Origin of the sequence: Geobacter pickeringii (assembly GCF_000817955.1) — a bacterium.
GTDB lineage: Bacteria > Desulfobacterota > Desulfuromonadia > Geobacterales > Geobacteraceae > Geobacter > Geobacter pickeringii.
The window spans coordinates 2611620-2635037 of record NZ_CP009788.1 but is presented as its reverse complement, the minus strand read 5'-3'; the positions used below and the strand labels follow the sequence as shown (position 1 = coordinate 2635037).

Sequence of the window (23418 nt, the reverse complement as noted above, 5' to 3'; positions counted from 1 at the left end):
TATTGTCGCCGGGCTCTGACGCGGGTCCCGGCCATTATGGAGGTATTCACATGTTCGACGTCTTCAACTTCGTGCCGGTGGTCTTTCTCGTCATCCTTCTGGTGATGTTCGCGGCCAGCGCCATCCGGATCCTCCCCGAGTACGAGCGGGGGGTCCTCTTCCGTCTCGGTCGTCTCGCCGGGGTGCGGGGACCGGGGCTTTTCTTCATCATCCCCGGTGTCGACCGCCTCGTCCGGGTGTCGCTGCGGACCGTGGCCCTGGATGTTCCTCCCCAGGACGTCATCACCCACGACAACGTGACGGTGAAGGTGTCGGCGGTCATCTACTTTCGGGTGATGGGGCCCGAGAAGGCCATCGTGGAGGTGGAGAATTATCTCTACGCCACCAGCCAGCTCTCCCAGACGACCCTGCGCAGCGTGCTGGGGCAGGTGGAGCTGGACGAACTGCTGGCCAACCGTGAAAAGATCAACAGGGAGCTCCAGGAGATCCTCGACCGGCATACCGGTCCGTGGGGGGTGAAGGTGACGGCGGTGGAGGTCAAGAACATCGACCTCCCCCAGGAGATGCTCCGGGCCATCGCCAAGCAGGCCGAGGCGGAACGGGAGCGGCGGGCCAAGGTGATCCACGCCGACGGCGAGCTCCAGGCCTCCACCAAGCTGGCCGAGGCGGCGGGGGTGCTGGCCAGGCAGCCGAGCTCGCTCCAGCTCCGCTATCTCCAGACCCTGACCGAGATCGCGGCGGAGAAGAACTCCACCACCATCTTCCCGGTCCCCATCGACCTCATCAAGATGTTCCTGGAGCGTCCCGGCGAGAAGAAGGAGTGATGACGGCGGCCGGCGGATAAAAAAAGGCCCGCCGAAACCGGCGGGCCTGGTGGCGCATTCTGTGCGGGGACGCTACTTCGCGAGGATCTCGACCTTCCCCTTCTTCTTGAGCTCTTCCACGTAGTCGCCGATCCCCTTCTGGACCTTCTGGTTCTTGAGGTACTGGGCAAGGCGCTCCTTCACGTCGTCGAACTTGGTGGTTTCGGCGTCGTGCTTTTCCGCCAGCTTGATGATGTGGTAGCCGAACTGGGTCTCCACCACACCGCTCGTCTCACCCGGTTTCAGGGAGAAGGCACTCTTCTCGAACTCGGGGACCATCTGCCCCTTGCCGAAGACGCCGAGATCGCCTCCCTGGGCCGAGCTGGGGCAGGAAGACTCTTTCTTGGCGGTTTCGGCAAAGTCGGCGCCCTCTTTCAGCTTCTTGAGGATCGCCTCGGCCTTCTCCTTCGCCTTCTTCTTCTCCTCCGCGGTCGCCTTGGCGTCGGCTCCCACCAGGATGTGGCTGGCGCGGACCGTCTCCGGCTGCTTGAATTTGTCGAGGTTCTCGTCGTAGAACTTTTTCGCTTCCTCGTCGGAGACGGTGATCTTCGAGGCGATCTCCTTCTCCACCAGGTTGCCGATGACCAGGTCCTCACGGGCAAAGGTCTCGACATCCTTGTCGTTCATGTTCATCTCTTTGAGGGTCTTTTCGTACTCGGCGGGGGAGGGGAAGCGGGCCTTGCTCTGGGCGACCCGATCCTGGACCTGCTTGTCCATATCCTTGATTTCGAGCTTCCGCCCGGCCTGATAGAGGAGCTCCTTGGCGATGAGCTGCTGGAGGGCGGCCTCTTCAACCCGCTTGGTCATCTCGGCGTTCATCGGCTGCATTTCCATCCGGTTCTGGGAGAGGAGGACCTTTTTCGCCCGCTCCAGATCGGCGCGGGTGATGTCGACACCATTGACCGTGGCCACCACGGTGGTCGGTGCGGGCGCCTTGGCGGTCTTCTCCGTCTTCGGTGCGGGTGCCTTCTCCTGTGCCGGCGCGATGCCGGGGAGGGTGAGAGCTACGAGTGACGCGGCAGAAACGAGGTGCGTACAGAGTCTGATTCTGAAGTGCATGCCGTGTGATCTCCTTTTCTGGGGTAAAAACAGAATAAGGTTACCATCTCTCGGGCAGATTGTTAAATAAAAATCTGTCAGGAACGAGAGGATGGGGCCGTGTAGAACGTAAGTTTACTGTTGACAGGGGTGGTGCTATCTGGTTTTATTCGAGAGGCGGTCTTGGCGCCGTAACTATTCATAATAACGAAACAAATTTAGTCACGCTAAAGTTTTAATGTGCTTGTATTTGTTTTATTATTGGTAAAATCGACGATGGGGAGGCAGGGATGGAAAAAAGACAGTTCAGGAAGGTGATGGCGGCAAACCGGGGGGAGATCGCGATCCGGATCTTCCGCGCCTGTACGGAGCTCGGCATCAGTACCGTGGCCATCTACTCGGAAGAGGATAAGCTCTCCCTCCACCGCTACAAGGCCGACGAGGCGTACCAGGTGGGAAAGGGGAAGAGTCCCATCGATGCCTATCTCGGCATCGACGAAATCATCGCGGTCGCCAAGCAGCATGACGTGGACGCCATCCATCCCGGCTACGGCTTCCTCTCGGAGAACGCGGAGTTCGCCGAGAAGTGCGAGGCGTCGGGGATCGTCTTCATCGGCCCCACGGCCGAGATGCAGCGGGCCCTGGGGGACAAGGTGGCGGCCCGCAAGGTGGCCATGGCCGCCGGCGTCACCACCGTCCCCGGCACCGAGGACCCCATCGAGCATGAGGAAGAAGCCCTCATCTTCGCCAAGAACTACGGCTACCCCATCATCATCAAGGCGGCGGCCGGTGGCGGCGGGCGCGGCATGCGGGTGGCCCGCAGCAAGAAGGAGCTTCTGGAGGGGCTCGTGGCGGCCCGCAGCGAGGCCAAGGCGGCCTTCGGCAATCCGGCGGTCTTCCTGGAGCGCTACATCGAGAATCCGAAGCATATCGAGGTCCAGGTCCTGGGCGACACGCATGGCAATCTGGTCCACTTCTTCGAGCGGGACTGCTCCATCCAGCGCCGCCACCAGAAGGTGGTGGAGTTCGCCCCGGCCCTCTGCCTGACCCAGCAGGCCCGCGAGGAGATCTGCACCGCGGCCCTCAAGATCGCCGGGCAGGTGGGGTACCGCAACGCCGGCACCGTCGAGTTCCTTCTGGATCAGGAGGGGAGCTTCTACTTCATCGAGATGAACCCCCGCATCCAGGTGGAGCACACGGTGACCGAGATGATCACCGGCCGCAACCTGGTCCAGGCTCAGATCCTCGTGGCCGAGGGGAAGAAGCTCTCCGACCCCGCCATCAACATCCCGAACCAGGCCGCCATCGACATGCGGGGATACGCCATCCAGTGCCGGATCACCACCGAGGACCCGACCAACAACTTCGCCCCGGACTTCGGCACCATCACCACCTACCGCTCCTCGGCCGGTTTCGGGGTCCGGCTCGATGCCGGCAATGCCTTCACCGGCTCGGTGATCACCCCCCACTACGACTCGCTCCTCGTGAAGGTCACCTCCTGGGGGCTCACCTTCGACGAAGCGGCTCACATCATGAACCGCTCGCTCCAGGAGTTCCGGGTCCGGGGGGTGAAGACCAACATCGGCTTCCTGGAAAACGTCATCACCCACCCGGTCTTTCTCAGCGGCAAGTGTGACACCTCCTTTATCGAAAAGCAGCCGGAGCTCCTCCGGATTGTCGAGAAGAAGGACCGGGCCACCAAGGTCCTCAGCTTCCTCGGCGAGGTCATCGTCAACGGCTCGCCGGGAATCACCAAGCCCCTCAAGTCGGTGGAGCTTTTGGAGGCCCGGGTGCCCGAGGTGGATCTCTCCACGCCCCGTCCCACCGGGAGCCGCGATCTCCTTATGACGCTCGGGGCCGATGGGCTCTCCAAGAGGATTCTGGAGCAGAAGAAACTTCTCATCACCGACACCACCATGCGGGACGCCCACCAGTCGAACCTGGCCACCCGGGTCCGCACCTATGATCTGCTGAAGATCGCCGAGCCGACCTCATACCTGGGGGCAGGACTCTTCTCCCTGGAGTGCTGGGGGGGCGCCACCTTCGACGTCTCCATGCGATTCCTGAAGGAGGACCCGTGGCAGCGGCTCCACAAGCTCTCCGAGGCGATACCCAACATCCTCTTCCAGATGCTCCTGCGGGGCTCCAACGCCGTGGGGTACACCAACTACCCGGACAACGTGGTGCAGCGCTTCGTGGAGGAGGCGTCTTCCTCCGGCATCGACATCTTCCGGGTCTTCGACTCCCTCAACTGGACCAAGGGGATGGCTGTGGCCATGGAGGCGGTCCGCAAGAGCGGCAAGATCTGCGAGGCGGCCATCTGCTACACCGGCGACATCACCGACCCCACCAGGACCAAGTACCCGCTGGAATACTACGTGAACATGGCCAAGGAGTTGGAGCGGATGGGGGCCCACATCCTCGCCATCAAGGACATGGCGGGGCTCCTGAAGCCCTTCGCCGCCTATCAGCTCGTGAAGGCCCTCAAGGAGAACATCGGCATCCCGGTCCACCTCCATACCCACGACACCTCCTCCAACGGCAGCGCCACGCTCCTCATGGCCTGCCAGGCAGGGGTCGACATCGTCGATGCGGCCCTGTCGTCGCTGTCGGGGCTCACGGCCCAGCCGAACCTGAACGCCCTGGTGGCGGCCCTGAAGGGGACCGAGTGGGATACCCAGTTGGACGAAGAAGGTCTCCAGAAACTGGCCAACTACTGGGAGACGGTGCGCGACTACTACGCCCCCTTCGAGTCGGGGCTCAAGAACGGCACCGCCGAGGTCTACCACCACGAGATCCCCGGTGGCCAGTACTCCAACTACAAGCCCCAGGTGGCCGGCCTTGGCCTCCTGGACCGCTGGGAGGAGTGCAAGGAGATGTACCACAAGGTGAACCTCCTCTTCGGCGACATCGTGAAGGTGACGCCGTCGTCCAAGGTGGTGGGGGATATGGCCATGTTCCTCGTGAAGAACAACCTGGATGTGCAGGATGTCTTCACCCAGGGGGGAGAGCTCGCCTTCCCCGAGTCCGTTGTCGGCATGTTCAAGGGGATGCTCGGCCAGCCCTACCAGGGGTGGCCGGAAGAACTCCAGAAGATCATCCTGAAGGGGGAGGAGCCGATCACCTGCCGTCCCGGTGAGCTCCTGGAGCCGGTGGACTTCGACGAGGAGCGGCTCAAGGTGGAGGAGAAGGTGGGGCACCCCGTGGACGACAAGGCGCTCATGAGCTACATCCTCTACCCCCACGTCTACCCGGAGTTCGACCGGCACCGCCTCGACCATTCCGACACCTCGGTCATCCCGACCCCCATCTTCTTCTACGGCCTGGAGCCGGGGCAGGAGACCTCCATCGAGATCGAACCGGGGAAGACCCTCATCATCAAGCTGAACGCCATCGGCAAGGTCCACCCCGACGGCACCCGGCACATCTTCTTCGAGCTGAACGGCAACGCCCGGAGCGTGGTGGTGCGCGACCAGTCGGTCCAGACCGACGAGGCGGTGCGGGAGAAGGCCGACAAGGGGAATGCCAAGCACGTCGGCGCGCCGATGCCGGGCAAGGTGCTGAAGCTCAACGTCAAGGCGGGCGACGAAGTGAAGGCCGGCGACGTCCTCATGGTCACCGAGGCGATGAAGATGGAGACCAACGTCAAGGCCAGGGAGGACGGCACCGTCGCCGAGGTGAAGTTCAAGGAAGGGGACAAGGTGGAGAAGGAAGATCTTCTCATCGTGATGGCGTAACAGGGACGTGTGCAAAACGCTCGATTCCGGGGCGGGAACATGATACAAGGGGGGGGCCGGCACCACGCCGGTCCCCCCTTTGTCATTTCCGCTCCGGCGGCATGAAGATCACCCGTGAAAAGGAGAGAGCACTGTGTCCAACAAGCCTGAAGTAACCTTCAAGTACATCTTCACCTACGATTACAACCCGCTCTACGTGAACGGCGCCCACGGCGGCGTCTCTCCCCGGGGCGAGCTGGTGGTGAACTTCTATCTGGAGCGCCCCCCCCTCCCCAACGAGATTACCCACGAGATCAACCCCAACGGCACCATCGGCGCCGAAACCGGCGTGGAGCCCGAGGATTTTGCCCAGAGTCTCGTCCGCTTCGTCCCGACCGGCGTGGTGCTCAACCACCAGACTGCCCGGGACTTCCATCACTGGCTCGGCGAGAAGCTCAAGGAGATGGAGGCGATAGAGCAGGCCAAGTCCTCCATGCGCAGCCAGCCGGGTGGTGAGGGTGTGGCGCACTGATCCGCCGCATCCGGTGACGTGAAGGTAAAGGGCCTGCCGGGCGATCGGCGGGCCTTTTCATTTTTGGTGGGGATACCCTCTCTAGTGAAGTTCCATCTCCCGCACCACCTGGCCGAGAATCCGCCGGATGTCCCGCTCCTCCACGAAGTTGAAGAGCTCCCCCGTGCCGACGACGATCTCCATCCAGTCCCGCCAGCTCCGGACCGTCACCGGGACTTCGGCGATGCCGTTGCCGAGGAGCCCGTGGATGACGTGCTCGACCCCGCCGGTCCGGCGGCGCGGCTCGTTCTTGCGCAGGTCGAAGTAGACCCCCTGGTCGTGATTGTCAGTAGTAAGGTAGATCATGGCGCACCTCCATCGTTTTTTATCATGAAACCATGGGTGTGCGACATAATAAGTCTCATGTTTTGAGCGGTTCGGAAATAAATTGCGATTGCAGGGTGTTGCGGTGGGGTGAGAGTGCGAAAAAAAGGGTGAGAGTCAATGACTCTCCCCCTTTCGTGCGTCGGGATGATGCGGGCGACAGGTGCGTCTATTCCCCGATCATTGCCTTGCCGTCGCTCACCATGAGCTCGGAAACGAGGCGGGTGAAGCGGAGCGGATCCTTGATGGGGGAGCCTTCGGTGAGGAGCGCCTGGTCGTAGAGGAGGTCGCAGTAGTCGGCCAGGCGCGGATTGGCCTGGTCCTTGGCGTAGATGCCGGCCAGCACCTGCATGAGCGGGTGGCTGGGGTTCAGCTCCAGGACCCGCTTCGACTCGGGGACTTCCTGGTTCATGGCCCGGAGGATCCGCTCCATGTTGGCGTTGAGACCGTATTCGTCGGCCACGAGGCAGCAGGCGCTGTCGGTGAGGCGGCTGGAGAGGCGGACTTCCTTCACGTGGCCGGAGAGTTTCTCCTTGATGAGGTCGAGAAGCCCCTGGTACCGCTTGGTGGCCTCCTCCTTCTGTGCCTCTTTCTCCTTCTTCTCCTCCTCGCTCTCCAGCGAGAGGTCGCCGCGGTCCGCCGCCTTCAGCTTCTTCCCGCCGTACTCGGTGATCCCCTGCACCACCCATTCGTCCACCGGATCGGTCAGGAAGAGGACCTCGTACCCCTTGGCCCGGAAGATCTCCAGGTGGGGAGACTGCTCCAGGGCGCTGCGGTCCGTGCCGGTGATGTAGTAGATCTCCTGCTGCCCCTCGGGCATCCGTTCCGCATACTCCTTGAGGGAGGCGAACTGCCCCGCCTCGGTCTTCGTGCTCTCGAAGAGGACCAGTTCCTGAAGCTTCTCCCGGTTGGCGTAGTCGAAGTGGACCCCTTCCTTGAGGACCGGCCCGAACTCACGGTAGAAGGCGAGGTACTGCTCCGGCTCCTTCTCCTTCATCTCGGCCAGGGTCGAGAGGACCTTGGTCACCAGGTTCTTCTGGATCCGCTTGATCTGCACGTCTTCCTGGAGGATCTCCCGGGAGACGTTGAGGGGCAGGTCGCTGGAGTCCACCACCCCCTTCACGAAACGGAGGTAATCGGGGACGAGCCCTTCGCAGTTGTCGGTGATGAAGACCCGCTTCACGTAGAGCTGGATCCCCTTGCGCCGCTCCGGCGAGAAGAGGTCGAACGGCTTGTGTGAGGGGAGGTAGAGGAGCGCCCGGAACTCGCTCACCCCTTCGGCCGCGTAGTGGATGGTCTTGAGCGGCTTGTCGAAGTCGTGGGAGACGTGCTTGTAGAACTCCTCGTACTCCTCTTCGGTGATCTCACTCTTGGGGCGGGTCCAGATCGCCTTCATGGAGTTGAGGGTCTCCTCGGTAGTCTTCTCGATGGTGCCGGCCCCCTCGATCTCCTCGCCGTTCACCCCCTTGGGGACCTCGGTGCGGGTCACGTCCATGCAGACCGGGTACTGGACGTAGTCGGAGTACTTCTTGACGATGGAGCGGATTTTCCACTCGTCCAGGTACTCCTTCATCTCGTCCTTCAGGTGGAGGGTGATCTCGGTGCCGCGGGTCGCCTTCGTGCACTCCTCCACGGTGTAGGAGCCGTCGCCGGCGGACTCCCAGCGGACGCCGGCGCTCTTCTCGTGCCCCGCCCGGCGGGTGACGAGGGTGACCCGGTCGGCCACCATGAACGAGGCGTAGAAGCCGACCCCGAACTGACCGATCAGCTCCGGGTGCTCGGCCACGTTCTGCTCCTTGAGCCCCTTGATGAACGCCTTGGTTCCCGAGTGGGCGATGGTGCCGATGTTCTTCTCCACCTCTTCCCGGGTCATGCCGACGCCGTTGTCGCGGATAGTGAGGGTGCCGGCCTCCTTGTCGGGGATCAGCTTGATCTTCCACTCCGCATCCCCCTCGATGATGGCGGCGTTGGAGTGGGACTCGAAGCGCGCCTTGTCGATGGCGTCGGAGGCGTTGGAGACCAGCTCCCGCAGGAAGATGTCGCGGTTGGAGTAGAGGGAATGGATGACGAGGTCGAGGAGCTGCTGGACCTCGGTTTCGAACTGCTTCACGGTCTTGCTCATGGGACGGGTGTTCTCCTTTGCGGTGTCAAGGTTGAATGAAACGGAAACAACATAATCATCGGCGATCCGTTTTTCAAGGGAGGCTTTTGCAAAACGTGGTGCGGGGCCGAACTGCGGTTCCGACTCGACCTCGCGGCCCCGCCCGGCGGAGAGGGGTGAGGAAGGGCAAAATTCGATGGATTTCCCTGCTAAGTCGTGTATATTTTGGCACAGTCGTTTCTCATGGAATATCGTTTGCACTCGGTTCGTCGGATAGGCTTTCCCCTCGTTCGCTCCGGTGCACCCCTTCCTGCAATCATGAGGTATTTTATGCGATTGGACGGCCCCTCCCTTTCCCGCTTCGGCAGTTTCTCCCGTGCTGTGACGACCGCCTTTTGCCTTGTGTCTGCTCTTTTCGCGGCAGGGTGCAGCAAAAATGAGCCGCTGCGGATCGGTTACGTCGGCACCCTCACCGGCCGCCATGCGGATCTGGGGACCGCCGGCCGCGACGGCGCCATCTTCGCGGTGGAGGATATCAACCGCCGTGGCGGGATCAAGGGACGGCCGGTGGAGTTGGTCATCCGCGACGACCGCGATGACCCGGAAACGGCGAAAGGAGCGGTGCGGAAGCTGGCGAGGGAAGGGGTTGCCGCCATCGTCGGTCCCATGACGAGCACCATGGCCGTGGCGGCGGTACCGGTGGTGAACGATTCCCACGTGGTGATGGTGGGGCCCACCATCACCAGCAACGACCTTTCGGGGAAGGACGACAATTTTCTCCGGGTCTACCCGACGAGCCATGCCACCGCCCGCCACCTGGCGCACCATGCCCGCCGCCGTGGCATCGGAAAGATCGCGGTGCTCTACGATCTTTCCAACCGCGCCCATACCGAGGGGTGGTACCGGCACTTCCGCGAGGAGTTCGAGCGGGAGGGGGGGAGGGTGGTCGCCGCCCTTCCCTTTGATTCGAGCCGCCCGGTGGGATTTCTCGCCCTGGCCCGCCAGGCGCTGGCGGCTCGGCCGGATGGCGTGTTCCTCCTCTCCGGCGGGCTCGACGCCGCCATGCTCTGCCAGCAACTGCGCAAGCTGGGGGTCGCCCTGCCGGTAATCGCCACCGAGTGGTCGGCCACCGACGAACTGATCCTCCATGGCGGTTCCGCCGTCGAGGGGATAACCTACTACCAGTACTATGATCGCAGCGACGGCTCTCCCCGCTTCGCCGAGTTCCGGGAAGCATTCTCCCGGCGGTTCGGCACCCCCCCCGAGTTCGGGGCCGTCTACGCCTACGACGCTACTCAGGTGGTCCTCCAGGGACTGGCAGCGGCGGCTTCCCCGTCGAAGCTGAAGGAGGCAATCCTCGCCCGGGGCAGATTCAGCGGCATCCAGGGCGAGTTTACCATCGACCGGTTCGGCGACGCCGACCGGAAACCGATTCTGATGACCGTCACGGAAGATGGTTTCAAAAAAATGGAGTGAGTACGTGGTCGGATCGCCGAGCCTGAAACGAGCCCTCGTTGTCGCCTTTATTCTCACCGCCGTGGTGCCGGTGGTTGCCATCGGCTTCATCTGCTTCGAGTTCCTCAAGCGCGATATCGTCTGCTCCGTCACCACCAGCAACCTCGCCCTTGCCCGTTCCGTGGCGGGGGAGGTGGAGTCGCAGCTCCGGGAGCCGATGAACGTCCTGCGGCACGTGGCGGAGATCGCCGAGATGCGCTCCTCCGCCCCGACGGGGACCCTCGATCGGTTCCTCGAGTCGGAACAGAAGATCTCGGGATATTTCGACTCGCTCTTCGTCCTCGACCGTCGCGGGTGCGTCAGCCACGTGGCCCTGGGGCAAAGGGAGGGGGCCCATCCCGAGGATTACCGCGGCCTGGAGATGTCGAATCTCGACGTCTATCGCGATGCCCGGAAGGCGTGCGATCTCCGCTGGTCTCCCACCTTCATCTCCATGTCGAGCGGCGAGCCGACCATGACGATTGCGCTCCCCTTTGACGGCGGTACGGTCCTCGGCAACCTGAGCCTCAAGGGATTGGCGCGGATCGCGGAACGGGCGGGGAACGGCATCGTCGGGACCGTCTTCGTCGTCAACCGGAAGGGGCGGGTGATCGCCCACCCCGACCATCGCCTCGTCGCCGAGCAGTACAATCTGGGCAACATGGAGATCGTCCAGCGGGGGCTGAAGGGAGAGGCCGGCACGTTCCGCTACGCCGTCGGGGGGAGCCCCAAGCTCGGGAGCGTCGTCCGGATCGAGCGGACCGGCTGGGCGGTGGTCGTCGAAAAGGACGAAGCGACGGTGTACGCGCCGGTCCGGCGGCTCCAGGGGATTTTCCTGGGAGGGCTCCTGGCGACGATCCTCGTCGGGATCGTGGGGGCGTTCCTGAGTCTCGGCAGGATCCTCCGCCCCGTCTCATGTCTCATCGAGAGCGTCCAGCGCATTGCCGGCGGCTGGTACGATTTCACCCCTCCTCCCGCCAGTTACCGGGAGGTTGACGATCTGGCGGCGAGCTTTTCCCTCATGGCCGCCGCCGTCCGGGAGCGGGAGGAGCTGTTGCGGGAGCGCAACGAGGAGCTCGTCATGACGGAAGAGGAGCTCCGGCAGCAGATCGACGAGTACCAGAAGAGCCAGGACGAGCTGAGCGTCACCAACCAGACCCTCCAGACCACGTTCGGCGCCTCCCCCCTGGCGATGGTGACCGTGGACCGCGACGGCGTCGTGACCATGTGGAACGGTGCGGCCAGCCGCATCTTCGGCTGGAACCCCGAGGAGGTGATGGGGGCTTTCCTCCCGATCCTCCTCGACGGCGGGGAAGGGGCGCTGGCTGACCGGGTCCTGGCGACGGACCGGTCGGTTGCCGGAATGGAGCTCACCTGTCTGCGCCGGGACGGGTCGCCGGTGAGCGTCAGCCTCTCGGCGGCGCCGTTGTGCAATGTCCGGGAAGAGCCGTCGGGGGTGATCACCATCAGCGCCGACGTCACCGACCGCAAGCGGGCCGAGGCGGATATCCGGCGCCTCAACGCCGAGCTGGAGCTGCGGGTGGCGGAGCGGACCACTCAGCTGGAGACCGCCAACCGCGAGCTTGAGTCGTTCAGCTATTCGGTCTCCCACGACCTGCGGGCGCCGCTGCGGCATATCGACGGTTTCAGCCTGGCGCTCCTGGAGGATTGCGGCGATTCACTCACCGCTCAGGGGGGCGAGTACCTGAAGCGGATCCGGAGTGCCGCCGGCCGGATGGGGCAGCTCATCGATGACCTCCTGGAGCTGTCGCGGGTGAGCCGTGGCGCGGTCTTCTACGAGCCGGTGGATCTCTCCCGCACCGTTCGCTCCCTGGCCGCCGAACTCGCCGAGGCGGAACCGACCCGGCAGGTCTCCTTCGAGATCGAGGATCATGTCGTCGTCAACGGCGACACGCGGCTTCTGCGGATCGTCCTGGCGAACCTCATCGGCAACGCCTGGAAGTATACGGGACGGAACGAGCAGGCCCTGATCCGGTTCGGCGCCACGGAGATCGACGGCGTCCGGGCCATGTTCGTGAGCGACAACGGCGCCGGCTTCGACATGTCGTATTACGACAAGCTCTTCGGGCCGTTCCAGCGGCTCCACGCCGCCACCGATTTCGAGGGGACCGGCATCGGTCTCGCCACCGTCCAGCGGATCATCCACCGCCACGGCGGGCGCGTCTGGGCTGAAGCCGCGGTGGGGCGCGGTGCGACGTTCTATTTCTCGTTGCCGTAACCCTCTTCCGCATTGCTCACGAAGGGGGGCGTCCTCCCCCCTCCCTTGACACCCCGCCGGCCGCTGTGTTACCTTAAACCACTTTAAAACAGCATCTTCGCGCACTTCCGCCCAATCCCCGTTCGGAGCCAGCCGTGTACTTCCCCGATTTCGAAACGTTCCGTGCCCTTACTGCCCGGGGAAACCTGATCCCCGTCTGCCGCGAGATCATGGCCGATCTCGATACGCCGGTCAGCGCCTTCCGCAAGATCGACGACGGCCGCAACGCCTTTCTCCTCGAGAGCATCGAGGGGGGGGAAAAGTGGGCCCGCTACACCTTTCTCGGCTCCAATCCCACCACCGTCATCCGCTCCCGTGGCGCCACGGTGGAACTCCTCTCGGCGGGGGAAGCTCCCCGCACCGTCACCACCGACGACCCCCTCGGCTTCGTCCGGGATTACCTCGCCCGCTTCACCCCGGTGGAGATCCCCGGCATCCCCCGCTTCTTCGGCGGCGCCGTCGGCTACCTCGGCTACGACATGGTCCGCCACTTCGAGCGGCTCCCGACGGAGCGGCTGGCCGTCATTGGCGCCTGGGACTCATACTTTGTCATCACCGACACGATCCTGATCTTCGACAACGTCCGGCAGAAGATCACCGTCGTTTCCAACGCCCATCTGGACCACGGGGTGACGCCGGAAGAGGCCTATGCCGCGGCGACCACCACCATCGACGCCATTATCGCCAAGCTCCGGAAGCCGCTCCCCCCTGCGGTGCCGAAGCGGGCCGACCGGTCGGTCTCCTTCGCCTCCAACGTCACGCGGGAAGCGTTCGAAGGGGCGGTGGAGCAGTGCAAGGAGTACATCCGCGCCGGCGACATCTTCCAGGTGGTCCTCTCCCAGCGGTTCAGCGGCGAGCTGACGGTGGACCCCTTCGACATCTACCGGGTGCTCCGGACCCTCAACCCTTCGCCCTACATGTTCTTCCTCCGGATGGACGACACCCTCGTGGTCGGCGCCTCCCCCGAGGTCATGGTCCGCAAGGAAGGGGAGCGGGTGGAGCTGCGTCCCATCGCCGGCACGCGCCCCCGGGGAGCCACCCCCGAGGAGGACGAGCGGCTCGCCCTCGAACTTCTCGACGACCCGAAGGAGCGGGCCGAGCACGTGATGCTGATCGACCTGGGGAGAAACGACTTGGGGCGCGTCTGCCGCACCGGCACGGTGAAGGTGTCGGAGCTGATGGTGATCGAGCGCTACTCCCACGTGATGCACATCGTCTCCAATGTCCAGGGGGAACTGGCGGGGGGGAGGGATGCCTTCGACGTGGTGCGGGCCACCTTCCCGGCCGGCACCCTCTCCGGCGCCCCGAAGGTGCGGGCCATGGAGATCATCGACGAACTGGAGCCGGTCCGGCGCGAGGTCTACGGCGGTGCGGTTGGCTACTTCTCCTTCTCCGGCAACATGGATCTCGCCATCGCCATCCGCACCGTCGTCATCCGCGACGGCAGGGTGCACCTCCAGGCCGGGGCGGGGATCGTGGCCGATTCCGATCCCGCCGCGGAGTACCAGGAGACCGTCAACAAGGCGATGGCGGTGGTGAAGGCGATAGAGGCGGTGGAGAGAGGGCTCGACTGATGCTGTTGATGATCGACAATTACGATTCGTTTACCTATAACCTGGTCCAGTATTTCGGCCAGTTGGGGGAGGATGTCCGGGTCTTTCGCAACGACCGGATCACCCTGGATGAGATCGAGCGCCTCCGCCCGGCGCGGCTCGTAATCTCTCCCGGCCCCTGCTCCCCCAGCGAGGCGGGGATATCGCTCCCCGCCATCACGCGCTTCGCCGGGGAGATTCCGATCCTCGGGGTCTGCCTCGGCCACCAGTCCATCGGCGCCGCCTTCGGCGGTATGGTGGTCCGGAGCGACTACCTGATGCACGGCAAGACCTCCGCCATCCACCACGACGGCGCGGGGCTCTTCGCCGGGCTCCCTAACCCCTTCCAGGCGACCCGCTACCACTCGCTGGTGGTGGAGCGCGCCTCGCTCCCCGACTGCCTGGCGGTCACCGCCTGGGTGGAGGAGGGGGAGATCATGGGGCTCGCCCACCGGGAGCTCCCGGTCTGGGGGGTCCAGTTCCACCCCGAGTCGATCCTGACCGAGGGGGGGATGGATATTCTCCGCAATTTCCTGGAGATGAGCAAAGGAAGTTAGCGTTACGCTGTCAGTAAAAGGTTTTCTCCGAGTCTCTGCGGCTCTGTGGCGAAAATAGAAGGGGTTATCATGATCAAAAAAGCCATTGCAAAGGTTGTCGAGCGCCAGGATCTGACCGAAGCCGAGATGATCGAGGTCATGGACCAGATCATGTCCGGCGGGGCGACCCCCGCCCAGATCGCCTCCTTCATCACCGCCCTGCGGATGAAGGGGGAGACGGTGGAGGAGATCACCGGCGCGGCCCGGGTGATGCGCGACCGGGCGACCCCCATCCGGGTCGGGAAAAACGTGCTCGACATCGACCGGGACGACATCAACATCGACCGGGAGACGATCCTTGACGTCGTCGGTACCGGCGGGGACGGCACGAACACCTTCAATATCTCCACCACCGTTTCCTTCGTGATCTCCGCCTGCGGGGTGAAGGTCGCCAAACACGGCAACCGCGCTGTCTCGTCGGCCTGCGGCAGCGCCGACGTCCTGGAGTCCCTCGGGGTCAACCTGGACGTGACGCCGGAGACCGTGGAGCACTGCATCAGGGAGATCGGCATCGGGTTCCTCTTCGCCCCCGCCCTGCACGGCGCCATGAAGCACGCCATCGGCCCTCGGAAGGAGATCGGCATCCGGACCATCTTCAATATCCTCGGACCCCTCACCAACCCGGCCGCCGCCGACTGCCAGGTGCTCGGCGTCTACCGCGAGGATCTGGTGGAGAAGCTGGCCCACGTCCTGCGCAAGCTCGGCTGCCGGCGCGGTTTCGTGGTCCACGGCCTCGACGGGATGGACGAGATCACCCTCACCGGCGGGACGCGGGTGGCGGAGATTGCGCCGGAGGGGGTGACGGTCCGGCTTGCCACCCCCGAAGAGTTCGGGTTCGTCCGCTGCCAGCCGGCGGAACTCCTCGGCGGTGATGCGGCGGGGAACGCCGTGGTCGTGCGGAATATCCTCTCCGGTGACCGCGGCCCGAAGCGGGACGTGGTGCTCCTCAACGCGGCCTTCGGCCTGGTGGCCGCCGGGCGGGCGCCGGACGTCGCCGCCGGGCTCGGGATGGCCGCCGAGGCCATCGATTCCGGCCGGGCCCTAGCGCAGCTGGAGAAGCTGATCGCCCTTACCAACGAGTGACCCCATGACCGACACCCCCGATATCCTGAAGACGATCGTCGCGCACAAGCGGGACGAGGTGACGGCTGCCCGGGCGGCTTTCTCCGTTGCCGACCTCAAGGGACGCATCGCCGACCTGGAGGACCACCCCCGGGGCTTCGATCGGGCGCTGCGCGACTGCCATGCCTCCGGCTGGACCGCCGTCATCGCCGAGGTGAAGAAGGGGTCGCCGAGCAGGGGAGTGATTCGTCCCGACTTCGATCCGCTGGCGATTGCCGAAATCTACCAGGCAAGCGGCGCCGCCTGCCTCTCCGTCCTGACAGAAGAGCGCTTCTTCCTCGGGAACCTCCGCTCCCTCGCCCTGATCCGCGAGCAGATCGGGCTGCCGCTGCTGCGCAAGGATTTCCTCTTCGACCCCTACCAGATCTACGAGGCCCGCGCCGCCGGCGCCGACGCCATCCTCCTCATCGCCGCCATGCTGGAGCTCTCCCAGATCGAAGACCTCGCCGGCCTGGCAGCGGAACTCTCCCTCGACGTCCTCCTGGAGGTCCACGACGAGCAGGAGCTGGAGACGGCGCTTCGCAGCGGCTGCTCCCTCATCGGGATCAACAACCGCAACCTCCGGACCTTCGTCACCGATCTCGGCACCACCGAACGGCTCATGCCGCAGATTCCCGCCGACCGCTTCGCTGTTGCCGAAAGCGGCATCAACACCCGCGCCGACATCCTGCGGCTCCAGGCCGCCGGCGCCAAGGGATTCCTGATCGGCGAATCGCTCATGCGCGAGGACGACATCGGGGCGAAGCTCCGGGAGCTGCTCGACTGACCGCCCGCCATCAACCGTGTGAGGAGACATGATGCAGAACAAGATCCTGCTCGACGAAAGCCGCATCCCGACCCACTGGTACAACATCATCCCCGACATGCCGGGTCCCCTGGCACCGGTCATCAACCCCCGCACCCTGCAGCCGGTGACCCCCGACAACCTGCTGCCGATCTTCCCCATGGCGATCATCGAGCAGGAGGTCTCCCCCGAACGGTGGATCCCGATTCCCGACGCGGTGCGGGAGATCTACCGCCTCTGGCGCCCCTCGCCCCTTTACCGGGCCCGCCGGCTGGAGCAGGCCCTCGGCACCCCGGCGCGGATCTACTACAAATATGAGGGGGTCTCCCCCGCCGGCTCCCACAAGCCGAATTCGGCGATCCCCCAGGCGTACTACAACAAGCTGGCCGGCATCCGCCGTCTTGCCACCGAGACCGGTGCCGGGCAGTGGGGGAGCTCCCTGGCCCTGGCCTGCTCCATGTTCGGGCTTGAGTGCACCGTCTATATGGTCAAGGTCTCCTGCACCCAGAAGCCGTACCGCAAGAGCATGATGCAGCTCTGGGGGGCGAACGTGATCCCGTCCCCCTCCATCACCACCGCCGCGGGGCGCGCCATCCTCGAACTGGACCCCGACAGCCCGGGGAGCCTCGGCATCGCCATCTCGGAGGCGGTGGAGGACGCCGCCACCCACGAGGATACCAACTACGCCCTCGGAAGCGTGCTGAACCACGTCTGCCTCCATCAGACCGTCATCGGCCTGGAGGCGAAGGAGCAGATGGCCATCGCCGGCGACTACCCTGACGTGGTCATTGCCTGCTGCGGCGGCGGTTCCAACTTCGCGGGGCTCACCTTCCCGTTCATCGCCGACCGGGCCGCCGGGAAGGAGGTCCGCTGCGTGGCGGTGGAGCCGTCGTCCTGCCCGACCCTCACCAAGGGGGTCTACGCCTTCGACTACGGCGACACGGCCAAGATGGCCCCCATCGCCATGATGTACACCCTGGGGCACGACTTCGTCCCCCCCGGCATCCACGCCGGCGGCTTGCGCTACCACGGCGAATCCCCCCTCGTCTCCCAGCTCTACCATGCCGGGGCCATCGAGGCGAAGGCCTATCCCCAGACCGCCTGTTTCGAAGGGGCGCTCCTGTTTGCCCGCAACGAGGGGATCGTCCCGGCGCCCGAGTCGTCCCACGCCCTGAAGGCGGCCATCGACGAGGCGCTTCTCGCCAAGGAGGAGGGGAAGGAAAAGACGATCCTCTTCGGGCTTTCCGGCCACGGTCAGCTCGACATGGGGGCCTACGACTCATTCCTTTCCGGTTCCCTGGAGGATTACGCCTACCCCGAGGAACTGATCCGGGAGTCGCTGACGCGGCTGCCGAAGGTGGGAGGGTAGCGGCGCCGTGGTGGATCTGGTACGGGTCAAGATCTGCGGCATAACGAGCCTGGCCGACGCCCTCATCGCCGTCGAGGCGGGGGCCGACGCCCTCGGGTTCGTCTTCCATGACCAATCCCCGCGCCACGTGGCCCCCGACCAGGCTGCGGGGATCATCGCGGCGCTCCCCCCCTTCGTCCAGACGGTGGGGCTCTTCGTGAACCGCGCCCTCGACTTCGTGAACGAAACCGCCGCCCGCTGCCGGATCGACCTGGTCCAGCTCCACGGCGACGAGCCGCCGGAATACTGCGACGCCGTGGCGCGCCGCGTCATCAAGGCGTTTCGCGTGCGGGACGGGGCGAGCATCGAGCCGATCCGCCACTACCGCGTCACTGCCCACCTCCTCGACGCCTGGTCCCCCGCCGTCTACGGCGGCACCGGCCACACCTTCAACTGGGAGATCGCAAGGCGGGTGAAGAGCTTCGGCCCCCTGGTGCTTGCCGGCGGCCTCACCCCCGAGAACGTCGCCGAGGCGGTGGCTACGGTGGAACCCTACGCCGTGGACGTCTCCAGCGGCGTGGAGAGCGCCCCGGGGCAAAAGGACCCGGCGAAGGTGCGGGAGTTCATTCGGCGGGCCAAGGGGTTGTAACGAGATTTTTCCGGAGGATATATGAAACTACCCGACAGACACGGCCACTTCGGCCAGTTCGGCGGCCGCTACGTCCCCGAGACCCTCATGCCGGCGCTCCTGGAGCTGGAGAAGGCCTACGACCACTACCGCCATGACCGCGAGTTCAAGGAGGAGTTCGACTACTACCTCCGCCAGTACGTGGGGCGTCCCAATCCGCTTTACTTCGCCGAGAAGCTGACGAAGAAGCTCGGTGGCGCCAGGATCTACCTCAAGCGTGAGGACCTGAACCATACTGGCGCCCACAAGGTGAACAACACCATCGGCCAGGGGCTCCTCGCCAAGCGGATGGGGAAGGGACGGGTGATTGCCGAGACCGGGGCAGGGCAGCACGGCGTGGCGACCGCCACCATCGCGGCCCTCTTCGGGATGGAGTGCGAGGTCTTCATGGGAGCGGAGGATATCCGGCGCCAGTCTCTCAACGTCTTCCGGATGAAGCTTCTCGGTGCCACGGTGACGGCGGTGACCGCCGGCACCGCCACCCTCAAGGACGCCATGAACGAGGCGCTGCGCAACTGGGTCACCAACGTGCACAATACCTTCTACGTCATCGGTACTGTGGCGGGGCCCCATCCGTATCCGATGATGGTGCGGGACTTCCAGGCGGTGATCGGCCGGGAGGCGAAGGCCCAGCACAAAAAGGTCGAAGGGCGGCTCCCCGACTACCTCGTCGCCTGCGTCGGCGGGGGGAGCAATGCCCTCGGGCTCTTTTACCCCTTCGTCAATGACCGGGAGGTGCGGATGGTGGGGGTGGAGGCGGCCGGCCACGGCATCCCCTCGGGGGCCCATGCCGCGCCGCTTTGCGCGGGGCGCGTCGGCGTCCTCCACGGCAACAAGACCTATCTCCTGCAGGACGAATTCGGCCAGATCGCCAACGCCCACTCCATTTCGGCGGGGCTCGACTACCCGGGGGTCGGTCCCGAGCATGCCTGGCTCAAGGATTCGGGGCGGGCCGAGTACGTTTCGGTAACCGACGCCGAAGCCCTGGAGGCATTTTCGCTCCTGACCCGGGAGGAGGGAATCCTGCCGGCTCTGGAGTCGTCCCATGCCATCGCCTACGTGGCAAAGCTCGCGCCGACCCTGCCGAAGGAGCAGACCATCGTCGCCTGCCTCTCGGGGCGGGGGGACAAGGATATCCATACGGTGGCCGATGCCATGGGGGTCGAATTCTAGTCGGCATGACTCGTTTTGGATGTAACTTATTGAAAGTAGGTGTAAAATAAAAAAAGTTGCTTGACAGCAGCACTGTTCTACGGTATAAAATAATCCGTCTGTTAAATAGAACGGACACAAGCGAAAGGACCCGACGAGGGTCCTTTCGGCGTTTTTGCAAAGAAAGTGCTTCATTAAACATAGAGGTTCTTTTTCATTGGAATGGATGGCGGCGACGCCATCCCCTGCGGGAGGGCGCTGTGTCGCTCTCTACATCAAAGAAAGGAGGTTCCGGCCGGAGCCGGTCCCCACTCCGCGTATACTTCGGACCGTCCGGCAAAGCCGCGAACACTGACAAAAAAACAGCCTATGAGAAAAAAGATTTTTGTACTGGCAGCCATGATGCTCTTCTGCGTCTCCTGCAATCAAAGTGGAATCCGCAGGGAGACCAGCCCGACGGTCCGTCTCGATCCTATCTCCGATCAGGAGGTCCGCCGGCTCATGGAACAGGGTGTCGATCTGGACGAACGTCAGAGCCAGGTCCGGGCCATCGCCACCGTCTTTTCCCGGAGGACGGATTCCGAGCGTGCCCACAAACTCGCTTCCCTCTGCTACCTGAAGACCCTCGGCACCGACCTGATGCCCCTCGACCTGGCGGAGATCGCCCTGGCCGAAACCGGCACCATCGGGTTCGAGTCGGCCGCCGTCTCCTCCAAGGGAGCCCTCGGCGTCTGGCAACTGATGCCCTACCGTGCGGCGAGCCACGGTTTCCGTCCGGAGGAGATGCTGGACGATGCCAAATGCGCCGAGGCCGCCGTCCGCGAGCTTTACAGCAAGCTCGAAATGGCCAACGGCAATCTGGTGAGGGCCAAGAAGCTTTACTGCGGCGTCGGCCCCGAGGCTGACGCCTACGAAGTGAAGCGCCGCAAGTACCGGCGCGAGATTCTCAGCGAACTGGAGTGGGCTCCGCCAACGCGGGCCGAGAGCCCACTGGCCATTCTCGTGGGGGCCTCGTAGCCTCAACCGAAACGATCCTGAATAACAGAAGTTGGCATCAACTTCCCCTCTCCCGGCCTTCGGCCACCCTCTCCCTCGGGGAGAGGGGACGGGGGTGAGGGTAACGAACCACGCACAACGACGTGCGGACGAGGCGGGCTTCCCGGGAGGCCCGCCTCGTTTTTTTTTGTGCCGCGACAGGGACGCCATGCGGGTTTCCCGGCCGGCGCGATTGTGGTATGGTAACCCGATTGCCGTTTCTGTCCGGAGGAACCATGAAAAAATTGCTGTTGCTGCTCCCCGCGCTCTTCCTTGGCGCCTGCTCCCTCTTCGTTGCCGAGCCGAAAGTGGCGGTGAAGGATCTCGCCGTCGTCGGCCTCGGTACCGAAGGGGCCGACCTGGAGTTTCTCCTCGCCGTCACCAATCCCAACTCCTTTTCCCTGACCCTCAGGGGATACACCTACGATGTCCGCATCATGGCGCTCCCCCTCACCAAGGGGGGGCTGCGGGAGCGGGTCGAGTTCCCCGCCGGGGAGACCACCGACGTGCGTCTTCCGTTCCGGGTCGCCTACCGCGACCTGTGGGAAATCCTGAAGCGCAACCCCAATCCCGACGCCATTCCATACCGGCTCGACGGGGGGCTCGAGGTGGAGACCCCCGTCGGAACCTCCACGGTACCGGTGACGACAAGCGGCAATTTTACCGTCCCCCAACGGTTTCGCCCGTCAGGGATCGTACGGGGGGTGGGCGATATCGTGAAGGGGCTCGTCCGATGAACGTGATCGACGTCATCGGCCTCATGAAGAGCTTCGGTCCCCGGCAGATCCTCGACGGGGCCACCTTCGCCATCGGCGAGGAGGAGAAGGCGGGGCTCATCGGGGTGAACGGCAGCGGCAAGTCGACCCTCATGGAGATCCTGGCGGGGATCGAGGAGCGGGAGGGGGGGACGGTTGCGCTGAAGCGGGGAGCCACGGTCGGCTATCTCCCCCAGGAGCCGCTCCTCGACGACCGGCGGACGGTGGGGGAGGAGCTGGAGGCGGGGCTGGTGGCGATCCGCAGGACCCTCTCCGAATACGAGGCGATCGGCGTCCGGCTGGCTGAGGGGGAGGGGGATCACGACCGGCTCCTGGAGCGCCAGGGGGAACTCTCCACCTGGATCGAACACCACGGCGGCTGGAATACCGACCACCGGGTGGCCGAGGTAATGACCCGGCTCCGGATCCCCGACCGGCACCAGCGGATCGGCGAGCTTTCAGGGGGGACGCGGCGGCGGGTGGCGCTCGGCAGGCTCCTGCTCCAGGCGCCGGATCTCCTGCTGCTGGACGAGCCGACCAACCATCTGGATGCCGATACGGTCCAGTGGCTTCAGGATCACCTCTGCAACTATCCCGGCGCGGTGCTCCTCGTCACCCACGACCGTTATTTCCTCGACCGGGTGGCGACCCGGATGCTGGAGCTGGAACGGGGGGAGATCACCCCCTATTCCGGCGGCTATTCCCGCTACCTCGAACAGAAGGAGGAGAAGCTCGCCCAGGAGGCCCGCGGGCACGAGCGGCTCCTGAACCTCCTGCGGGTCGAGACCGCCTGGATCCGCCGCGGGGCCAAAGCCCGGACCACCAAGCAGAAGGCGCGCATCGACCGCTACCACGACCTGGAGGAACGGAGCCAGGTAGAGGGGGTGCGGGAGACGCGGCTCGCCTTCACCGCCGGCGATACCCTCGGCGGCACGATCATGGAGCTTCTGGGGCTCCACAAGGCCCTCGGCGGCAGGCGCCTCGTCGATGGGCTCACCTTCCGGATGAAGCGGGGAGACCGCGTGGGGATCATTGGCCCCAACGGCTGCGGCAAGACGACTCTCATCCGGACCATCATGGGGGAGGAGGCCCCCGATGCCGGCTCCGTCGCCATCGGGAAAAAGACCCGCATCGCCTACTTCGACCAGAACCGGACGATTCTCGACCCCGACCAGACCATCTACGATTTCTTCGGCGAGGGGGACTACGTGACGGTGGGAGGCGAGAAGCGCCACAAGATCGGTTATCTGGAAGATTTCCTCTTTGCCCCCTCGGACCGGATGCGGCGGATCTCCACCCTCTCGGGGGGGGAGCGGAGCCGCCTCGTTCTCGCCCGGCTCATGCTGGAGGACTCCAACCTCCTGATCCTCGACGAGCCGACCAACGACCTCGACATCCCAACGCTCCAGCTCCTGGACGACGCCCTCGTCCGCTTCCCCGGCTGCGTGCTCATGGTTACCCACGACCGCTTTTTCCTCGACAAGGTCGCCACCGGCATCCTCGCCTTCGAAGGGGAGGGGCAGGTCACGTTCCACGAGGGTAATTACACCCTCTACCGGGAGCGGATGGCACAGGCCGCCAACGCCGGGAAGCAGGAGGCGAAGGATGCCGGAAAGGCTGCCAGGGCCGATGCAGCCCGCGACAAGCCGCGGAAAAGGGGGCTCACCTATGGGGAGCGCCTGGAACTGGAGCGGGTGGAGGCCGATATCGAGCGGCTCGAACTCCGCAAGGGGGAGGTGGAAGCGCTGTTGGCCGATCCCGCCGCCTACGGGAGCGTGGAGGGGGGGATCGGCGCCCTCTCCGCCGAGTTTACCCGGCTGGAGGAGGAGCTCGGCGCGCTTCTCGTGCGGTGGGAAGAGCTCGAAACGAAACGGGCCGAAGGATAGGGGCGTTTCCCGGCAGCAAACGGCGGCAAAGCGGCGCGGAACGGCTCTTTTCGCTTGATAAATAAGGCCTTGGCT

18 protein-coding genes are annotated in these 23418 nt (G+C 64.6%); 15 read left to right on the top strand and 3 right to left on the bottom strand.

What is annotated here, in order from left to right; translation table 11 throughout:
• The first annotated feature begins 50 nt into the window (after positions 1 to 50).
• Positions 51 to 824 (top strand): slipin family protein, encoded by a 774-nt coding sequence (locus tag GPICK_RS11855; protein ID WP_039743467.1) that lies wholly within the window; start codon positions 51 to 53, stop codon positions 822 to 824.
• Between the two features lie 72 nt (positions 825 to 896).
• On the opposite strand, the gene GPICK_RS11850 is transcribed toward GPICK_RS11855, so the two are convergent.
• Positions 897 to 1922 (bottom strand): peptidylprolyl isomerase, encoded by a 1026-nt coding sequence (locus tag GPICK_RS11850; protein WP_039743465.1) that lies wholly within the window; start codon positions 1920 to 1922, stop codon positions 897 to 899.
• A 269-nt stretch (positions 1923 to 2191) separates the two neighbouring features.
• On the opposite strand from GPICK_RS11850, the gene GPICK_RS11845 reads away from it, so the two are divergent.
• Both GPICK_RS11845 and GPICK_RS11840 read left to right on the top strand, forming a co-directional pair.
• Positions 2192 to 5638 carry a pyruvate carboxylase gene (locus tag GPICK_RS11845; protein WP_039743464.1) on the top strand — a complete coding sequence of 1149 codons (3447 nt, stop codon included), beginning with the start codon at positions 2192 to 2194 and terminating at the stop codon, positions 5636 to 5638.
• A gap of 133 nt (positions 5639 to 5771) precedes the next feature.
• The gene (locus GPICK_RS11840; RefSeq protein WP_039743462.1) at positions 5772 to 6149 is read left to right on the top strand and encodes a hypothetical protein; all 378 of its coding nucleotides are present in this window, start codon (positions 5772 to 5774) and stop codon (positions 6147 to 6149) included.
• Positions 6150 to 6230: 81 nt separating this feature from the next.
• Here the strand turns inward: GPICK_RS11840 and GPICK_RS11835 are convergent, their stop codons facing one another.
• Together GPICK_RS11835 and htpG are read right to left on the bottom strand one after the other, a co-directional pair.
• Positions 6231 to 6494, bottom strand: coding sequence for a hypothetical protein (locus GPICK_RS11835; RefSeq protein WP_039743459.1), 264 nt, complete (start codon positions 6492 to 6494; stop codon positions 6231 to 6233).
• A gap of 187 nt (positions 6495 to 6681) precedes the next feature.
• A complete protein-coding gene (htpG, locus tag GPICK_RS11830) occupies positions 6682 to 8634 on the bottom strand; it encodes a molecular chaperone HtpG (RefSeq protein WP_039743458.1) in 1953 nt (650 codons plus the stop codon).
• A 381-nt stretch (positions 8635 to 9015) separates the two neighbouring features.
• On the opposite strand from htpG, the gene GPICK_RS11825 reads away from it, so the two are divergent.
• From GPICK_RS11825 to ettA, 12 genes are all read left to right on the top strand, one after another.
• Positions 9016 to 10089 carry an ABC transporter substrate-binding protein gene (locus GPICK_RS11825; RefSeq protein ID WP_236685553.1) on the top strand — a complete coding sequence of 358 codons (1074 nt, stop codon included), beginning with the start codon at positions 9016 to 9018 and terminating at the stop codon, positions 10087 to 10089.
• The gene (locus GPICK_RS11820) at positions 10067 to 12346 is read left to right on the top strand and encodes a sensor histidine kinase (RefSeq protein WP_084201429.1); all 2280 of its coding nucleotides are present in this window, start codon (positions 10067 to 10069) and stop codon (positions 12344 to 12346) included. Before GPICK_RS11825 ends, GPICK_RS11820 begins: the two co-directional genes overlap by 23 nt.
• Before the next feature lie 134 nt (positions 12347 to 12480).
• Positions 12481 to 13959 carry an anthranilate synthase component I gene (gene trpE, locus GPICK_RS11815; protein WP_039743454.1) on the top strand — a complete coding sequence of 493 codons (1479 nt, stop codon included), beginning with the start codon at positions 12481 to 12483 and terminating at the stop codon, positions 13957 to 13959.
• Positions 13959 to 14534 carry an anthranilate synthase component II gene (locus GPICK_RS11810; RefSeq protein ID WP_039743452.1) on the top strand — a complete coding sequence of 192 codons (576 nt, stop codon included), beginning with the start codon at positions 13959 to 13961 and terminating at the stop codon, positions 14532 to 14534. The genes trpE and GPICK_RS11810 overlap by 1 nt, the downstream gene beginning before the upstream one ends.
• A 69-nt stretch (positions 14535 to 14603) precedes the next feature.
• The gene (trpD, locus tag GPICK_RS11805; protein ID WP_039743450.1) at positions 14604 to 15656 is read left to right on the top strand and encodes an anthranilate phosphoribosyltransferase; all 1053 of its coding nucleotides are present in this window, start codon (positions 14604 to 14606) and stop codon (positions 15654 to 15656) included.
• Between the two features lie 4 nt (positions 15657 to 15660).
• Complete coding sequence (trpC, locus tag GPICK_RS11800) at positions 15661 to 16461, top strand: indole-3-glycerol phosphate synthase TrpC (RefSeq protein WP_039743447.1); 801 nt, start codon at positions 15661 to 15663, stop codon at positions 16459 to 16461.
• A gap of 31 nt (positions 16462 to 16492) precedes the next feature.
• Positions 16493 to 17848 carry a TrpB-like pyridoxal phosphate-dependent enzyme gene (locus tag GPICK_RS11795; RefSeq protein WP_039743445.1) on the top strand — a complete coding sequence of 452 codons (1356 nt, stop codon included), beginning with the start codon at positions 16493 to 16495 and terminating at the stop codon, positions 17846 to 17848.
• Between the two features lie 16 nt (positions 17849 to 17864).
• On the top strand, positions 17865 to 18476 hold the full coding sequence (locus GPICK_RS11790; protein ID WP_039745710.1) for a phosphoribosylanthranilate isomerase: 612 nt from the start codon (positions 17865 to 17867) through the stop codon (positions 18474 to 18476).
• Between the two features lie 21 nt (positions 18477 to 18497).
• Positions 18498 to 19688, top strand: a complete 1191-nt coding sequence (gene trpB, locus GPICK_RS11785) for a tryptophan synthase subunit beta (RefSeq protein ID WP_039743443.1) — start codon at positions 18498 to 18500, stop codon at positions 19686 to 19688.
• A gap of 348 nt (positions 19689 to 20036) precedes the next feature.
• Positions 20037 to 20684, top strand: a complete 648-nt coding sequence (locus GPICK_RS11780; RefSeq protein WP_039743441.1) for a transglycosylase SLT domain-containing protein — start codon at positions 20037 to 20039, stop codon at positions 20682 to 20684.
• 254 nt (positions 20685 to 20938) lie between these two features.
• Positions 20939 to 21439, top strand: a complete 501-nt coding sequence (locus GPICK_RS11775) for an LEA type 2 family protein (protein ID WP_039743439.1) — start codon at positions 20939 to 20941, stop codon at positions 21437 to 21439.
• The gene (ettA, locus tag GPICK_RS11770) at positions 21436 to 23343 is read left to right on the top strand and encodes an energy-dependent translational throttle protein EttA (RefSeq protein ID WP_039743438.1); all 1908 of its coding nucleotides are present in this window, start codon (positions 21436 to 21438) and stop codon (positions 23341 to 23343) included. The genes GPICK_RS11775 and ettA overlap by 4 nt, the downstream gene beginning before the upstream one ends.
• Positions 23344 to 23418 lie beyond the last annotated feature (75 nt).

Bases quoted from the DNA above. Each gene is read 5' to 3' on its own strand.
- GPICK_RS11810 (WP_039743452.1), top strand. From the start codon at position 13,959: ATGCTGTTGATGATCGACAATTACGATTCGTTTACCTATAACCTGGTC.
- GPICK_RS11845 (WP_039743464.1), top strand. From the start codon at position 2,192: ATGGAAAAAAGACAGTTCAGGAAGGTGATGGCGGCAAACCGGGGGGAG.
- trpB (WP_039743443.1), top strand. From the start codon at position 18,498: ATGAAACTACCCGACAGACACGGCCACTTCGGCCAGTTCGGCGGCCGC.
- ettA (WP_039743438.1), top strand. From the start codon at position 21,436: ATGAACGTGATCGACGTCATCGGCCTCATGAAGAGCTTCGGTCCCCGG.
- trpC (WP_039743447.1), top strand. From the start codon at position 15,661: ATGACCGACACCCCCGATATCCTGAAGACGATCGTCGCGCACAAGCGG.
- GPICK_RS11850 (WP_039743465.1), bottom strand. From the start codon at position 1,922: ATGCACTTCAGAATCAGACTCTGTACGCACCTCGTTTCTGCCGCGTCA.
- GPICK_RS11775 (WP_039743439.1), top strand. From the start codon at position 20,939: ATGAAAAAATTGCTGTTGCTGCTCCCCGCGCTCTTCCTTGGCGCCTGC.
- htpG (WP_039743458.1), bottom strand. From the start codon at position 8,634: ATGAGCAAGACCGTGAAGCAGTTCGAAACCGAGGTCCAGCAGCTCCTC.
- GPICK_RS11795 (WP_039743445.1), top strand. From the start codon at position 16,493: ATGCAGAACAAGATCCTGCTCGACGAAAGCCGCATCCCGACCCACTGG.
- GPICK_RS11780 (WP_039743441.1), top strand. From the start codon at position 20,037: ATGAGAAAAAAGATTTTTGTACTGGCAGCCATGATGCTCTTCTGCGTC.
- GPICK_RS11855 (WP_039743467.1), top strand. From the start codon at position 51: ATGTTCGACGTCTTCAACTTCGTGCCGGTGGTCTTTCTCGTCATCCTT.
- GPICK_RS11835 (WP_039743459.1), bottom strand. From the start codon at position 6,494: ATGATCTACCTTACTACTGACAATCACGACCAGGGGGTCTACTTCGAC.
- trpD (WP_039743450.1), top strand. From the start codon at position 14,604: ATGATCAAAAAAGCCATTGCAAAGGTTGTCGAGCGCCAGGATCTGACC.
- GPICK_RS11820 (WP_084201429.1), top strand. From the start codon at position 10,067: ATGGTTTCAAAAAAATGGAGTGAGTACGTGGTCGGATCGCCGAGCCTG.